This is a genomic window from Amycolatopsis sp. NPDC005232 (assembly GCF_040607795.1).
GTDB lineage: Bacteria > Actinomycetota > Actinomycetes > Mycobacteriales > Pseudonocardiaceae > Amycolatopsis.
Genome location: NZ_JBEXHL010000002.1, coordinates 602882 through 617787 on the forward strand (window position 1 = coordinate 602882; position 14906 = coordinate 617787).

General features: G+C 69.3%; 13 protein-coding genes and 1 tRNA gene. 7 read left to right on the forward strand and 7 right to left on the reverse strand.

Annotated features, from left to right (window positions below):
* Nucleotides 1-20: 20 nt before the first annotated feature.
* From ABZU76_RS06635 to ABZU76_RS06650, 4 genes are all read left to right on the forward strand, one after another.
* Nucleotides 21-665 (forward strand): aminodeoxychorismate/anthranilate synthase component II, encoded by a 645-nt coding sequence (locus ABZU76_RS06635; protein WP_354865709.1) that lies wholly within the window; start codon nucleotides 21-23, stop codon nucleotides 663-665.
* Nucleotides 666-673: 8 nt separating this feature from the next.
* The gene (locus ABZU76_RS06640; protein ID WP_354866015.1) at nucleotides 674-1471 is read left to right on the forward strand and encodes an ABC transporter ATP-binding protein; all 798 of its coding nucleotides are present in this window, start codon (nucleotides 674-676) and stop codon (nucleotides 1469-1471) included.
* Complete coding sequence (locus ABZU76_RS06645) at nucleotides 1459-2103, forward strand: hypothetical protein (RefSeq protein ID WP_354865711.1); 645 nt, start codon at nucleotides 1459-1461, stop codon at nucleotides 2101-2103. Before ABZU76_RS06640 ends, ABZU76_RS06645 begins: the two co-directional genes overlap by 13 nt.
* 381 nt (nucleotides 2104-2484) lie before the next feature.
* On the forward strand, nucleotides 2485-2835 hold the full coding sequence (locus ABZU76_RS06650; RefSeq protein ID WP_354865713.1) for a hypothetical protein: 351 nt from the start codon (nucleotides 2485-2487) through the stop codon (nucleotides 2833-2835).
* Between the two features lie 80 nt (nucleotides 2836-2915).
* Here the strand turns inward: ABZU76_RS06650 and pknB are convergent, their stop codons facing one another.
* From pknB to ABZU76_RS06685, 7 genes are all read right to left on the reverse strand, one after another.
* Entirely contained in the window at nucleotides 2916-4922 is a 2007-nt protein-coding gene (gene pknB, locus ABZU76_RS06655) for a Stk1 family PASTA domain-containing Ser/Thr kinase (RefSeq protein WP_354865715.1), read from the reverse strand.
* Entirely contained in the window at nucleotides 4919-6229 is a 1311-nt protein-coding gene (locus ABZU76_RS06660; protein ID WP_354865717.1) for a serine/threonine-protein kinase, read from the reverse strand. Before ABZU76_RS06660 ends, pknB begins: the two co-directional genes overlap by 4 nt.
* A gap of 3 nt (nucleotides 6230-6232) precedes the next feature.
* A complete protein-coding gene (locus ABZU76_RS06665) occupies nucleotides 6233-7696 on the reverse strand; it encodes a penicillin-binding transpeptidase domain-containing protein (RefSeq protein ID WP_354865719.1) in 1464 nt (487 codons plus the stop codon).
* The gene (locus ABZU76_RS06670) at nucleotides 7693-9186 is read right to left on the reverse strand and encodes an FtsW/RodA/SpoVE family cell cycle protein (protein ID WP_354865721.1); all 1494 of its coding nucleotides are present in this window, start codon (nucleotides 9184-9186) and stop codon (nucleotides 7693-7695) included. The genes ABZU76_RS06665 and ABZU76_RS06670 overlap by 4 nt, the downstream gene beginning before the upstream one ends.
* On the reverse strand, nucleotides 9186-10589 hold the full coding sequence (locus tag ABZU76_RS06675; RefSeq protein WP_354865723.1) for a PP2C family serine/threonine-protein phosphatase: 1404 nt from the start codon (nucleotides 10587-10589) through the stop codon (nucleotides 9186-9188). The genes ABZU76_RS06670 and ABZU76_RS06675 overlap by 1 nt, the downstream gene beginning before the upstream one ends.
* On the reverse strand, nucleotides 10586-11047 hold the full coding sequence (locus ABZU76_RS06680; protein ID WP_037718919.1) for an FHA domain-containing protein: 462 nt from the start codon (nucleotides 11045-11047) through the stop codon (nucleotides 10586-10588). Before ABZU76_RS06680 ends, ABZU76_RS06675 begins: the two co-directional genes overlap by 4 nt.
* A 101-nt stretch (nucleotides 11048-11148) precedes the next feature.
* On the reverse strand, nucleotides 11149-12435 hold the full coding sequence (locus ABZU76_RS06685; RefSeq protein ID WP_220245449.1) for a DUF3662 and FHA domain-containing protein: 1287 nt from the start codon (nucleotides 12433-12435) through the stop codon (nucleotides 11149-11151).
* 130 nt (nucleotides 12436-12565) lie between these two features.
* Here ABZU76_RS06685 and ABZU76_RS06690 point away from each other — a divergent pair.
* The 3 genes from ABZU76_RS06690 (at nucleotide 12566) to ABZU76_RS06700 (ending at nucleotide 14895) form a co-directional block, all read left to right on the forward strand.
* A tRNA-Leu gene (locus tag ABZU76_RS06690) sits at nucleotides 12566-12648 on the forward strand.
* 472 nt (nucleotides 12649-13120) lie between these two features.
* On the forward strand, nucleotides 13121-14038 hold the full coding sequence (locus tag ABZU76_RS06695) for an ABC transporter ATP-binding protein (RefSeq protein ID WP_354865725.1): 918 nt from the start codon (nucleotides 13121-13123) through the stop codon (nucleotides 14036-14038).
* Complete coding sequence (locus tag ABZU76_RS06700) at nucleotides 14038-14895, forward strand: ABC transporter permease (RefSeq protein ID WP_220245451.1); 858 nt, start codon at nucleotides 14038-14040, stop codon at nucleotides 14893-14895. Before ABZU76_RS06695 ends, ABZU76_RS06700 begins: the two co-directional genes overlap by 1 nt.
* The last annotated feature ends 11 nt before the right edge of the window (nucleotides 14896-14906 follow it).

Below are 14906 nucleotides of genomic sequence, written 5' to 3' on the forward strand. Positions count from 1 at the left end.
GGAGCCGCTAGGCTGGCCGCATGCGCGTACTCGTCGTCGACAACTACGACAGCTTCGTCTACAACCTGGTGCAGTACCTGGCGCAGCTCGGCGCCGAGTGCACGGTGTGGCGCAACGACGTGGTCGACCTCGAGCGGGTGCCCGAGTTCGACGCCGTGCTCGTCTCGCCCGGCCCCGGCACTCCCGAGCGCGCCGGCCAGAGCATCGAGGTCATCGCGAAGTGTGCCGAGACTCGGACGCCGATGCTGGGCGTCTGCCTCGGTCACCAGGCCCTCGGCGTGCACTTCGGCGCGACGGTGGACCGCGCGCCCGAGCTGCTGCACGGCAAGACGAGCCAGGTCCGCCACGAAGGCAAGGGCGTGCTCGCCGGCCTGCCCGATGGGTTCACCGCCACCCGCTACCACTCGCTGACCGTGCTGCCCGAGACGATCCGCGACGAGATCTTCGAGGTCACCGGCCGCACCGAATCAGGTGTGGTCATGGGCATGCGTCACCGCGAGCTGCCGCTGGAGGGCGTGCAGTTCCACCCCGAGTCCGTGCTCACCGAAGGCGGGCACCGGATGCTGGCCACGTGGCTGGCCTCGACCGGCCACCCGGTCGACCCGAAGAAGGTCGACGAGCTGGAACGCGCCACGAAGGCGCTGCAGAAGGCCGCCGCTGCGTGACCATCCCGCTGATCCGGCTCGTGGGGGTCGGTAAGCGGTACGGCGGCGGCGAGCTGGTGCTCGACGGCGTCGACCTGACCGTGCCCGCCGCGTGCGTGGTCGGGATCCTCGGCGCGAACGGCTCCGGGAAGTCCACGCTGCTGCGGATCCTGGCGGGCGTTTCGCGCGCGAGTCTCGGCACGGTCGAGGGCACGCCGTCGATCGGGTACCTGCCCGACCGGTTCCCCGGCGGGCAGCGGCTGAGCGCGAAGTCGTACCTGCGGCACATGGCGCGCATGCGCGGACTTGCCGACTTGTCGACGATCGACCCGCTGCTGGAGCGGCTCGCACTGGTCGGCGGGCCCGACGCGCAGCTGCGCACGCTCTCGAAAGGCAACGCGCAGAAGGTCGGCCTCGCGCAGGCCGTGCTGCCGCGGCCCGACTTGCTGATCCTCGACGAACCCTGGTCGGGTCTCGACGTCGGCACCCACGTGGTGCTCGGCGAGCTGGTGGCCGAGACGCGGGCGCGCGGCGCGAGCGTGGTGTTCACCGACCACCGGCCGGCCGTCGTGCGCGAGAACGCCGACGCCGTCTACCGCATCGAAGGCGGCCGGCTCACGGCTGTCGACGGGACGACCCAACCCGCCACGCGGATCGTGCTCGCGGGCACCGGCACCGACTGGACCGCCGAGCCCGGCGTGCGCCACGCGATCGCCGAGGGCCCGCACGTAGTCCTGACCGTGGACGCGACGAGCGCCGACGCCGTGCTGCTGCGGGCGCTCTCGGGCGGCTGGTCCGTGCGGGAGGTGGCGCCGTGCTCGCCGTGAGCCGCTACTACCTCGCGCTGCTGGGCCATTCGCAGCGCTACCTGCCGGCGTTTCTGGCCTACCTCGCGCTGTCGGTGATCCTCTACTCCGACCCGCATTCGCCGGTGCTGCCGCTCTACGGCGTGAGCAGCGGCGCGCTGGTCGTCCTCGGCTGCTGGCTCACGATCGCGGTGCTCGACATCGAAGATCCGGTGCAGCGGCTCGTCACGCTCAGCCACGCGCGCAGCCGCCTGCGCACCATCGGCGGCGCGGTGTTGGCGGTGTTCTGCTGCCTGGTGGTGCTGACCGTGATCACGCTTGTGTGGTCGGCGATCAGGACGTGGCAGCTGCACTGGGATGCGTTCGGCGTCGGCCTGTTGAGCCTGCTGGCGAGCGGGCTGCTCGGGATCGCGATCGGCCTGCCGTGCTCGCGCCTGCTCGTCGGGCGCATCGGCTGGACGGTGCTCGCGGCCGTGCTCGTGCTCGGCCTGGTCCTGCTGGGCAAGTGGGTGCCATTGGTCCACCCGCTGATCACGGCGCTGACCAACGGCGCGCCCTACGGCGGCGCGCTTGTCCTAGCCGTGGTCACGTCGGTGGTCGCGCTGGGCGCCAGCGCCGGCGTCGTCGGGTGGCTGGCGGGCCGGCGGGCCTGAGCTCGGAGCGATTGACGCGTGCTCCGGGATAAATCTGCAAATTGCACATAGCAATTTCTTGTCCGGATCTTCCGGAGATCACCCGTGCACGCTAATGTCTTGCCTTCACCCACGCGGGTGGCACCGGCCAGCAGCAAAAAACTGCTGCGGAGAGAGCCCGCGGCGTCGGGAAACGCTCCGGCGCCGCGGGTGGGTCTACCGGTCCACCGGCATTCGTCGGCTGCACGACGCGCCCGTGCCGACGGCGGATGCCGGTGCCCGGTCGGAGCGATCGCACTGAGTCAACTGCAAATTGCAGTAAGCAATGCGGGAAGGCGGTCTTCCTCCGCTTCAGCGCGTCGGTTACCCTCGCGCCGTCTGTTCACCCGTGAGGGGAGAGTCGTGACGGCTGGGATCGCCGCGATCACCGTGGCCGGCTCGGGTGACGAGCTGCACCAGCTCGCCTCCTGGCTGCGTTCAGAGGACGAGCTCCGCGACCGCGTCCGGCTGGCCGAGAGACCCGTGTCCGACGACGCGGCGGGTGACGCCGTCGTCGTGATGGTGAGCAGCCGCTCCGTGGGCACGCTGTGCCGCTCTCTGTTCGGCTGGCTGCGCAAGGGCCGCGGCGACGAACGCGTGCTGCTCAAGCTGAAGCGGTCCGGTGCCGTGGAAGAGCTGGACGTCGACTGCGGTTCGGGCAGCGACGTCGACGCGGTGCTCGCGAGCGTCCGCGGCTTTCTTGACCAGGACTGACTCGACCAGGACTGAACTGCTTCTCCGGCAAAGCAAAGGGCCCGCACGGCGAACCGTGCGGGCCCTTTCGCGTCAGCTGATCACGGCCCCTTGAACGGCGGGAAGCCACCGCCAGGGAGACCGGGGTTGCCAGGGTTGTTGCCCGAGCTTGACGGGCTGCCGCCATCGTCCTGCTCCAGGATCGTGAGCGTGACGTTCTGCGTCGGCGAGATCGTCGTGCCGGCCTTCGGGTCGGTCTTGATGACCGTGTTGGGCTGGCCGACACCGAAGTGCACCGACTGGACCGTGACGTTTCCGGACCAGCCCTTGCCCTGCAGCGTCTGCGTGGCCTGGTCCTCGGTTTGCCCCGTCAGGTCCGGCATCGTGAAGCTCTGCGGGCCCTTGGAGACCGACAGCGTGATCGTCGAACCCGGCGGGACCTGACCACCGTTCGGCTGCTGGTTGACGACCTGGTTCTTCGGGTCGTTCGAGTCCACGTCGTTGCGGTTCACTTTGAAGCCGAGACCCTCGAGCTGGCTCTTCGCGGCGCTGTAGTCCTTGCCGGTCGTGTCCGGCACCGACTTGAGGTTCACGCTGCCACCCACGACGATGTTCACCGCCGAGCCCTGCGGCGCGCTCGAGTTGGGCGTCGGGTCCTGTCGGATGACCTTGCCGACGTCGTCCTGGTTGTCGACGTTCTCGTTCGTGGTGTTGCCCAGCTTCAGCTTGGCGTCCGTCAGCAGCTGGCCGGCCTGGTCCGCCGTCTTTCCGGTCAGGTCCGGCACCTGGGACGAATTCGGCCGCGCGCCCACGTACAGCTGGATCTGCGTGGTCGTCGCGACGTTCTGGCCCTGGCCGGGGTCGATGCCGACGACCTTGTCGATCGAGTCGTCGCCGCATGTGATGCTCTTGGGGTTGGTGCTCGGGTCGGCAGCGCCGCAGATCACGCTCTTGTTCGGGGCGAACGACGAGAAGCCCGCCGTTTGCAGCTCCGACTTCGCGACACTCGCCTGGTGGCCCATCACGTCCGGGATCGTCGCGGTGGTCGCCTGGGAGCGGAACGAGCCGTTGAGCCACATGATCAGCAGGATCACGCCGGCCACGATCAGCGCGGCGACGATCGCCAGGATCGTGCGGTTGCGGCGCTTGGCCTTCGGGTCTTCGTCCGGCTCGTCGGCGTACTCCTCGTAACGCTGGGGCTGCCGGCGGTCCTGGTTCATCACCTGGGTGCGCTCGTCCTCCGACATCACCATCGGAGCGGACGGGCGCTGGCCCGAGAGCGTGCGCACGAGGTCCGAGCGCATCTCGGCGGCCGACTGGTACCGGTTGGCCGGACCCTTCGCCAGCGCCTTGAGCACCACGGCGTCGAGCTCCGGCGTCACCGCCGGGTTCACCGACGACGGCGGGTTCGGGTCTTCCCGCACGTGCTGGTACGCCACGGCCACCGGCGAATCACCCGTGAACGGGGGCTCCCCGGTGATGAGCTCGTAGAGCACACAGCCGGCCGCGTACACGTCGGAACGCGCGTCGACGGCTTCGCCGCGGGCCTGCTCCGGCGAGAGGTACTGCGCGGTGCCGATCACGGCGGCCGTCTGCGTCATCGCCGACTGGCCGTCGTGCATCGCGCGCGCGATGCCGAAGTCCATCACCTTGACGGCGCCGTTCTTCGTGATCATCACGTTGGCGGGCTTCACGTCGCGGTGCACGATGCCGTGGCGGTGGGAGAAGTCCAGCGCCGCGCAGACGTCGGCCATGACCTCCATGGCCCGCTTCTGCGACATCGGGCCCTCGGTCTTCACGATGTCGCGAAGCGTCCGGCCCTCGACGTACTCCATGACGATGTACGGCAGGTTCCCGAAATCGGTGTTGGCCTCACCGGTGTCGTAGACCGCCACGATCGCGGGGTGGTTGAGGGCGGCCGCGTTCTGCGCCTCGCGGCGGAAGCGTTCCTGGAACTGGGGGTCGCGGGCGAGGTCAGCACGGAGGACCTTGATCGCGACTTCCCGGCCGAGACGCACGTCGAGTCCGTGATGGACCTCGGACATGCCTCCGTAGCCGAGCGTCTCGCCCAGCTCGTACCGATTGGAGAGCAGTCTGGGTGTGCTCATCTCTGTGTGCCGTTCCATTCAGTCCAAGGTGTGGTCATGATGCCTTGCAGGCCCTGCTTCTCGCTCGCACCCGGTTCGGCGGGTCCGCCTGCGGTCGGTCCTTCTGCGCGGCTGGTCGGCTCGATCGGCGCCGGTCTGCCTGTGTCCACGCTTCTCGGTGTCTGTTCGTTGCCGGTGCCCACCACTTTGGCTATGACGAACGCCGCTGCCACGATCACGGCGACCACGATCACCGCGAGCAGCACCCACCAGCCCCACTGGCTCTTCCGCGGCGGCACGGGCGGGTGCCCGGGGTGCACCGAACCTGGCGACAGCGGCGGGAACCCGGGGTTGGAACCAGGACCGATGGGCACGTGGGGGAGCTCGCCGGCCTGCGGCATCCCGGGGGGCGGCGACGGCGGGACCTGGCCCGCCGCGTAGGCGGCGTTGACCAGGCCGAGCGGCGTCGGCAGGGGGTGCCCGGCGCGGACGGCCGCGACGGCGGCGGCGAACTCGCCACCGCTCGCGTAGCGCTGCCGGGGGTCCTTGACCAGCGTGGCCTCGATGACCGCGCGCGCACCCGGGGGCACGTCGGGCGGCAGCGGCGGCGGCAGGTCGCGGATGTGCATCATGGCGACGCTCACCGCGTTCTCCGAGAGGAACGGCCGGTGGCCCGAGAGGCATTCGTAGCCGCACACGGCGAGCGAGTAGACGTCGCTGGCCGGCTCGGCGTCGTGGCCCAGCGCCTGCTCGGGAGCGATGTAGTGGGCCGTGCCCATGACCATGCCCGACCGCGTGACCGGGGCGGCGTGCGCGGCCTTGGCCACACCGAAGTCGGTGATCTTCACCTGGCCGGCCGGCGTCACGAGGATGTTGCCCGGCTTCACGTCGCGGTGCACCAGGCCCTGCTCGTGCGCGGCCTGCAGCGCGGTGCCCGCCTGCTCCAGCAGGTCGAGGGTGTAGTCGGCCGAGAGCCGCCCGTGCTTGGCGAGGATGCCCGCGAGCGGGTCGCCCTCCACGAACTCCATGACCAGATACGCGATGGGCAGCGCGTCTTCTTCTTTGCCGCCCTCGGTTCCGGCGAACGTCTCGCCGTAGTCGTGCACCGCGGCGATCCCGGCGTGGTTGAGCGACGCCGTCATCCGCGCCTCGGTCCGGAACCGGTGCAGGAACTCGGCGTCGCCGGAGAGCTCGGCCTTCAGCACCTTCACCGCGACGACCCGGTCGAGCCGGGTGTCGCTCGCCTGCCAGACCTCGCCCATCCCGCCGACGGCGATCCGGTTCGTCAGCTTGTAGCGCTCGGCCAGCAGCTGACCCGAGGACAGCATCGGCTACCCACCCCCGAGACGCGCGGCGATGGCGGCGCGGCCGATCTCGGCGGCGACGGAGCCACCGGTCGCGGCGAGCCCGCGGTTGCCACCGTTCTCGACGATGACCGACACGGCGATCTGCGGGTTGTCCGAGGGCGCGAACGCGGTGTACCACGCGTGCGGCGGGGTGTTCTTCGAGTCGGTGCCGTGCTCGGCGGTGCCGGTCTTCGACGCGATCTTCAGCGCCGGGTCCTTGCCCTTGCCCGCGGTGAAGCCCTCCGACGCGATCATCATCTGCGTGAGGATCTGGTCGTTCGCCGGCGAGAGCGCCGGCGTGCCGGTGAGCTGCTCCGGGTCGGTGTCCTCGATCGTCGAGAGGTCCGGCGCGAGGATCGACTGCACGAGTTCCGGCTTCATCGCCATGCCGCCGTTGGCGACGGTCGCGGCGAGCAGGCAGTCCTGCAGCGGCGTGAGCCGAACGTCGCGCTGGCCGATGCCGCTCTGGTACAGCGCGCCCTGCGAGTCGAGCGCGCCGACGGTGGACGCGGCCACCTTCATCGGCACGGTGAGGTCGGTCTGGCCGATGCCGAAGTTGGCGGCCGTCGCCTTCATCTTGTCGGCGCCGAGCTGGCCCGCGAACGTCGCGAACGGCACGTTGCACGAGTGCGCCAGCGCGTCCTTGAACGTGTTGCCGGGACAGGTCTCACCGGCGTAGTTCTCGAGCGTGGTATTGGTGCCCGGCAGCTTCACGTTGGGCGCGGTGTTGATCACGGTGTCGGGGCCGATGCCGGCCTCCAGCGCCGCTGACGCGGTGACCAGCTTGAACGTGGACCCCGGCGGGTAGGTCTCCGAGATCGCCCGGTTCAGCATCGGGTTCTTCGGGTCCTTGGAGTAGTTCGTCCAGGCGGTGTTCTGGTCCTTGCCGTGCGACGCCAGCGCGTTCGGGTCGTACGACGGCGTGGACACCATCGCGAGGATCCGGCCCGTCTTCGGCTCCATCGCCACCACGGCGCCGGTGTAGCCGTGCTGGGTCATCAGGTCGTACGCGGCCTTCTGGACCTTCGGGTCGATCGTGAGCTTCACGTTGCCGCCGCGCGGGTCGCGCCCGGTGACCATGTCCGAGAGGCGGCGCACGAACAGCCGCGGGTCGGAGCCGTTGAGCACGTCGTCCTCGGCGCGCTCGAGGCCGCCGGCGCCGTAGTTGATCGAGTAGAACCCGGTCACCGGCGCGTACATCGGGCCGTCGGTGTAGGTGCGCGTGAACTTGAACTTGTCGCTGGAGGCCTTCACGCCGGCCAGTACCACGCCGTCCGGTGTGACGATCTGACCGCGCTGGCGCGAGTACTCGTCGTAGAGCACGCGCTGGTTGCGTGGGTCGGTGCGGTAGTCGTCGGCCTTCACGACCTGGATGTAGGTGTCGTTCGCGAGCAGCAGGACGATCATCACGAGCATCGCCATGCCGACCTTGCGCAGGGGAGTGTTCACGCGGTCCTCCCGTCACCGTTCGGGCTGCCGCCGGCCGGCGGGCGCTGCACCAGCACGGTGTGCGCCTCGGCGATCGGGGCCTGGGGCTGCTGCGGTTTCGCGCGCTTGGCCGGCTTGCGCGCGGCGTCGGAGATGCGCAGCAGCAACGCGATGAGGATGTAGTTCGCGAGCAGCGACGAACCACCCTGGGACAGGAACGGCGCCGTGATACCGGTTTCCGGGATCAGCGCCGTGACGCCGCCGACGACCACGAAGATCTGCATCACCATCGTGAACGCGAGCCCGCCGCCGAGCAGCTTGCCGAACGTGTCGCGCACGGCCAGCGCGCTGCGCATGCCGCGCATCGCGATCAGCAGGTACAGCATCAGCACGGCGGCCAGGCCGATGAAGCCCAGCTCCTCGCCGATCGACGCGGTGATGAAGTCGGTGCCCGCGGCGGGCACGATGTCCGGCCGGCCGGCGCCGAGGCCCGTGCCGCCGACCCCGCCCGTGCCGAGGCCGAACAGGCCCTGCGCGAGCTGGTAGGAGCCGCCGAGTTCGTCGTAGCGCGGGCCCAGCGGGTTGAGCCAGTTCTCCACGCGCTGCTGCACGTGGGTGAAGAGGTTGTAGGCGATGATGCAGCCGCCGATGAAGAACGTGAGCCCGACGACGACCCAGATCACGCGCTCGGTCGCGACGTAGAGCATCACCAGGATGATGCTGAAGTACAGCAGCGACGTGCCGAGGTCCTTCTCGAACACCAGGATGCCGATGCTCGCCGCGGCCGCGATGAGGATCGGGCCCAGGTCGCGGGCGCGCGGCAGCTCCACGCCGAGGACCTTCTTGCCCGCCACCATGAACAAGTCGCGTTTGGAAACCAGGAACGACGCGAAGAAGATCATCAGCAGGATCTTCGCGAACTCACCGGGCTGGATCGAGAAGAACGGCAGCTTGAGCCAGACCTTCGCGCCGTTGACCTCGGACAGGCTCGACGGCAGCACCGCGGGCAGCGCCAGCGCGGCGATACCGATCAGACCGAACGTGTAGCCGTAGCGCGTGAGGGTGCGGTGGTCGTTGACCACGACCAGCACGACCACGAACAGCGCCAGCGAGATGACCGTGAACAGCACCTGCTTGGTCACTTCGGGGCTGTACTCGCTGCCCCTCTGCGCGGCTTGCTCCGCCTCTGCCAGGTCGAGCCGGTGGATCATCACCAGTCCGATGCCGTTCAGCAGCGCGACACACGGCAGCAGCACCGGGTCGGCGTACGGCGCCCACCGTCGCACGGCGAGGTGCGCGGCGGTCAGGACACCGAGGTAGGAGAGGCCGAGCCACAGGATCGAGAGCGTCAGCTCCTGCTCCTGGTTGGCCTCCACGAGTACGAGCGCGAGGGTGACGATGAACGCGGCGAACGCCAGCAGCAACAGCTCGGTGCCCCGGCGCTTGGGCAGCTCCCGGGGCGGATTGGTCGCGAACTGCGCCGACAACGGGTCGGCCAGGGGCTGACCCATCAGTTACCGCCTCCTGTCGGCGCCGTACTCGACGTCGAGCAGTCCCTCCCCGCAGGCTGGTTCGCCGACGAAGACACGCCGCTCGAAGGCGGCGGAACAGCGCTGCTCGACGACGCCGGCGGACCGCCGGGAGCCGTCGGCACGCCGGAAGTGGTGCCGGGGGTGACCGGCGGGCAGTCGGTCAGCTGCTTGCGCAGGCGCAGGAAGTCGTCGATGTACGTGCGGGCGTCGTCGAGGCTGTCGCGCTTCACGCCGTTCTGCACGGCGATGCGCGCGTCCTCCTGCAGAGCCGGCACGCGCAGCTTGTCGGTGCACAATGTCCCCGGCGGGCACGAGCCCTGCTCGAAGGAGTGCAGCTGGATGCCCAGGATGCTGCCCGGCACCCCGCGGTAGATCACGACCTCCTGGTCGGGACCCTCGCCCACGTAGTACTGGCTGAGCACGAAGTAGCGGGTCGCGATCGCGGCCGCGGCCAGCACGATCAGCACCACGACGGCGCCGACGAGCCAGCGGAACCGCTTGCGGCGCTTGGCCTTCGGGTCCTCCTCGAACGCCTGCGGCTCGGGCCGCGGCTGAGGGGGCGGCTGCGTGAGCGCCCGGGCCCGCGCGGCCGGCGAGTCGCCCTGGTGCTGCTCGTCGCTGCCGTCGCCGGCGGCGCCGCCCACGATCGGGGCGTCGTCACCGAAGTCGACGTCGACCACGTCGGCGATGATCACGGTGACGTTGTCCGTGCCGCCGCCCTTGAGGGCGAGCTCGATCATCCGGTCCGCGCAGTCCTGCGGGTCCGGGATGCGGATGGCCTCGGACATCGTCTCGTCGGAGACCATGCCGGACAGACCGTCGGAACAGATGAGGTACCGGTCACCGGGACGCGCTTCGCGCACGGTGAGGCTCGGCTCGACCTCGTGCCCGGTGAGCGCCTTGAGCAGCAGCGAACGCTGCGGGTGCACCGCGGCCTCCTCGGCCGTGATGCGGCCCTGCTCCAGCAGCTCGTTGACGAAGCTGTCGTCGCGGGTGATCTGTGCGAACTGGCTTCCGCGCAACAGGTACGCGCGGGAGTCGCCGACGTGCGCGAGCCCCAGGCGGTTGCCCGCGAAGAGCACGGCGGTGAGCGTGGTGCCCATGCCGTCGAGATCGGGATCCTGGGAGACGAGCTCGGCGATGGCCGCGTTGCCGTTGGTCACGGCCTCGCGGAGCTGACCGAGCAGGTCGTCGCCCGGCTCGTCGTCGTCGAGTGGGGCGAGTGAGGCGATGACGACCTTGCTGGCCACCTCACCGGCCGCGTGGCCGCCCATACCGTCGGCGAGCGCGAGGAGGCGAGGGCCGGCGTACACAGAGTCCTGGTTGTTCGAACGAACCAGGCCCCGGTCGCTGCGGGCCGCGTAGCGGAGGACGAGAGTCATGGGCGAAGCTCGATCACCGTCTTGCCGATCCGGATGGGGACTCCGAGCGGGACCCGGAGGGGTGCAGTGACCTTAGCCCGGTCGAGGTAAGTCCCGTTCGTCGAGCCCAGATCTTCCACGTACCAGTCCTCCCCGCGCAGGGCGATGCGGGCGTGGCGGGTCGACGCGTAGTCGTCGTCGAGCACCAGCGTCGAGTCGTCGGCGCGGCCGATCAGGATCGGCCGGCCGTCGAGCGCGATGCGGGTACCCGCCAGCGCCCCGTGGGTCACCAGGAGCTGCTGCGGGGCCTTGCTGCCCCGCGGCTTCTTCTCCTTGTTCCGCCGGAACGAGGGAACCTGCACCCGCAGGCCGGACGCGGCGTAGAGATCAGAACGGACGACCCGCAGGGCGGCGAACACGAAGAGCCAGAGCAGCACGAGAAAGCCCACTCTGGTGAGTTGAACGACCAGCTCTGGCACTTGTTGTGTCCGCTCCCGACTCTGCCTGCAAGCCGCGGCGCGCGCGCACCGCGGATCCCCCCGCAAGACAATTCTGCGGGAACCCCGTTACCGGCCTCTGGTCAGCCCTGGGTTCGGAACACCAACGAAGAGTGACCCACCCGGATGACGTCCCCGTCGGCCAGCTGCCACGTCTGCACCGGAGTCCCGTTCACGGTCGTGCCGTTGGTGGACCCGATGTCGGCGAGCGTGGCGCTCTGGCCGTCCCAGGTGATCTCCAGGTGCCGGCGCGACACCCCCGTGTCGGGCAGGCGGAAGTCGGCGTCCTGGCCGCGGCCCACGACGTTCCCGCCCTGCTTCAGCGAGTACGTCCGGTTCGAGCCGTCGTCCAGCTGGAGGCTCGCTGCGAGCGCGCGGCCGGCCGCGGGAGCGGGCTGGCCGTAGCCGGGCTGCTGCTGGGCGTACGGGTCGGCCGGTGCCTGGCCGTAACCGGGCTGCTGCTGGGCGTACGGGTCCGCCGCCGGCGCCTGGCCGTAGCCGCCACCCTGCTGGGGCTGGCCGTACTGGTCGTAGCCGCCCTGCTGGGGCTGGCCGTAGCCCTGGTCGTAACCGCCCTGCTGGGGCTGGCCGTAGGCGCCACCCTGCTGCGGCTGGCCGTACTGGTCGTAGCCGCCCTGCTGGGGCTGGCCGTAACCCTGGTCGTAACCACCCTGCTGGTAGCCCTGGTCGTAGCCGGGCTGCTGGCCACCCTGTTCGTAGCCGGGCTGAGCGGCACCGCCGCCCTGCTGGGGCTGGCCGTACTGGTCGTAGCCGGGCTGCTGGCCGTAACCCTGCTGCTCGTAACCGCCCTGCTGGCCATAGCCCTGGTCGTACCCGGGCTGCTGGCCACCCTGCTGTCCGTAGCCGTACTGGCCCTGCTGGCCGTACGGGTCACCCTGGTCGTATTGGCCGTATCCGGGGGGCTGGCTCATTGCTGGGTCTCCTGCGTTGCTGGGTCGTGCCGACCGTGACGAGCCACCGGGTCCACTCGCGTGGGCGTCGGGATCGACGGACGAACGGGTCTTGAACTGTCCAGTATGCAGCGCCTCGTTGCGCTCGAGTGATACGACGACGTCACCATAGGTCTCCCAGCCGTGCTCGGCGAGGTGTTCGCCCACAGCTTGTGCGAGAACCGCAGTGACCCGCTGCTCGTCACCGGCCATCCGATCGTGGTCAGCCTGCCCCAAGGACACGATGTAGTGATTCGGGGCGAGCTGCCGACCTCCTGCCAGCTCACGAACGTTTTCCTCGCCTTCCCGCTCGAGCGCCACCGCCACTTCCTGCGTGACGACGTTGCCACCGAACATGCGCGCGAAGGTGTTCCCCACGAGGTTCTCGAGACGCCTGTCGAAGCGCTCTACCCGACCCACCTGGGGTGACCTCCTCGCACGTGTGCTTCCGCTCCGATCCTATCCGGGAGAGGAAGCCTCGACACGACCCCCGCTGAAACCTGTGAAAACCCCCTGCTACGCTTTGCTGGCTGTCAGAGAGAAGCAACTCGGGCGAGTGGCGGAATGGCAGACGCGCACGGTTCAGGTCCGTGTGTCCGAAAGGACGTGAGGGTTCAACTCCCTCCTCGCCCACTTTGGTCGAAGCCCTCAGCCGCTAGCGCGACTGGGGGCTTCTCCCGTTTGTCGGTCGTCATGTTTCCCGGGGGCCGAGCCCCCGGACCCCCACGGTGCCACTGGTGGCGCTTCCTGCGTGGGAGCCCCCGGACCCCCACGGTGCTACTGGTGGCGCTTCCTGCGTGGGAGCCCCCGGACCCCCACGGTGCTACTGGTGGCGCTTCCTGCGTGGGAGCCCCCGGACCCCCACGGTGCTACTGGTGGGCTTCGTGCGTGGGAGCCCCCGGGAACCCCCACGGTGCCACTGGTGGGCTTCGTGCGTGGGAGCCAGCCGCCCCTGCGGTGCGGTTGGTGCTGACCCGGTGTGGTCCAGACCGTTGCCCTGAGCTGGGGAAATGATGTTTGTCATCTTTCTGGGGTGGGGAACGCACGCTGGCTTGGTGAGGTGTGGGTCTGGGGGGCTGGGCGCGGGGGCGGCCAGGGTGGGGGCATGGGTAGGGATGTGGTTGTCGAGGTGGATGGGCTGAGGGTCGAGTACGGGTCCTTTGTCGCGGTTCACGGGTTGAGTTTCACGGTGCGGGCCGGTGAGGTCTTCGGGTTGCTGGGGACGAACGGTGCGGGCAAGACGTCGACGATGGATGTGTTGGAGGGGTATCGGAGGCCCAGCGCCGGCAGTGTGCGGGTGTTTGGGGTGGATCCGGCCAGTGAGCGCGAGAAGGTGGCGCCGCGGGTGGGGATCATGTTGCAGGAGGCGGGGTTTTTCGACGATCTGACGGTGGTCGAGTCCATTCGGGCGTGGCGGAGGTTCACGGCGGATGCGATGACCGTGGACGAGGCCGTTGAGTTGGTGGACCTGGACAAGGTGCGCCAGACGCGGGTCGGGAAGTTGTCGGGTGGGGAGCGGCGGCGGCTGGATCTGGCGTTGGCGGTGCTGGGGCGGCCGGAGTTGCTGTTCCTGGACGAGCCGACGACGGGGTTGGATCCGCAGGCGCGGCGGCGGACGTGGCACGTGCTGGAGAACATGGTCGCGGGCGGCATGGCGATCCTGCTGACCACGCACTACATGGAAGAGGCGCAGTACCTCGCGAACCGCGTCGCGATCATGGACCGCGGGCGGATCATGCGGCACGGGTCCGTGGACGAGGTGATCGGCGCGGACCACGGGTCGACGGTCACGTTCGTCAGTGAGGTGGCGGTGCCGGTCGAGCTGGCCGGGGTGTCGGAGGACGGCCGCCACTACGAGCTGAGCAGCACAGATCCACAGGCGGACCTCTACCGGCTGCTCGACTGGGCCGGCCGCGCCGGAGCGCGGATCTCGGACCTCGAGGTCCGGCGCAACTCGCTCGAAGACGTTTTCCTCAAGGTGGCCGACGAGGCCGCCCTCGCCACCACCGCGAAGGAGCGCTGATGACCGCCATCGCCCCCGCGTACGCCGGACCTCGTCGTTCACTCGGCTTCTGGCGCTACACCTGGTCGCAATTCCTGTTGTCGCAGAAGGTGCACTGGCGCGATCTCGGATTCGCGCTCACCGGTGTGCTCATTCCGCTCGGGCTCGGCATCGGATTGCCGGCGAGCCAGCACGGCAAGGGCGCCATCGCCGGCGTCGACGGCGGGGTCTACCTACTGCCCGGGATGATGGGATTCGTCCTCGTCTGGATCGTCTACAACGTGGTAAACTCGGCGACCAGCCGACGCGGGAAACTGATTTACAAACGCCTTCGCGGCACGCCATTGCCGGACACCGCCATCATGACCGGCGAAGCGATGAGCGGATCGGTCACGAGCATCGCGCAGGTGGTCGTCCTGCTCGTTTTCGGGCTGACGTACCTGGGTGCGCCGGCTCCGGCAAACCCGCTGTTGCTGCTGGTCGGCGTGGTGCTGGGGGCATTCACGTTCGCGTTGCTGGCGATCGGGGTGTCGGGTCTGCTGCCCACCAGCGAGGTGTCCACGTGGATCGTGACGCCATTCCTGTTCCTCATGATGTTCGCGTCCGGGATCGTTTTCCCGCTGTCCGAAATGCCACACTTCCTTCAGGTGCCGGTGCAGTACTTGCCGTCGAGTTCGGTCGTGGAAATCCTTCGCACCGCGTATCTCGGCCGCGACTTCGCGTCGAATCCGGCGACGGCGCAGCTGCCGCACCAGGTCGGATTCCTCGAGTCGTTCAGGGCGTGCGTTATGCCCCTGGGACTACTGTGTGCCTGGATCGGCGTTTCCCTCGGCCTGGGCAAGCGCTTCTTCAAGTGGGACCCGAAGCGGTCGGGCTGAGCAGGAGGAGA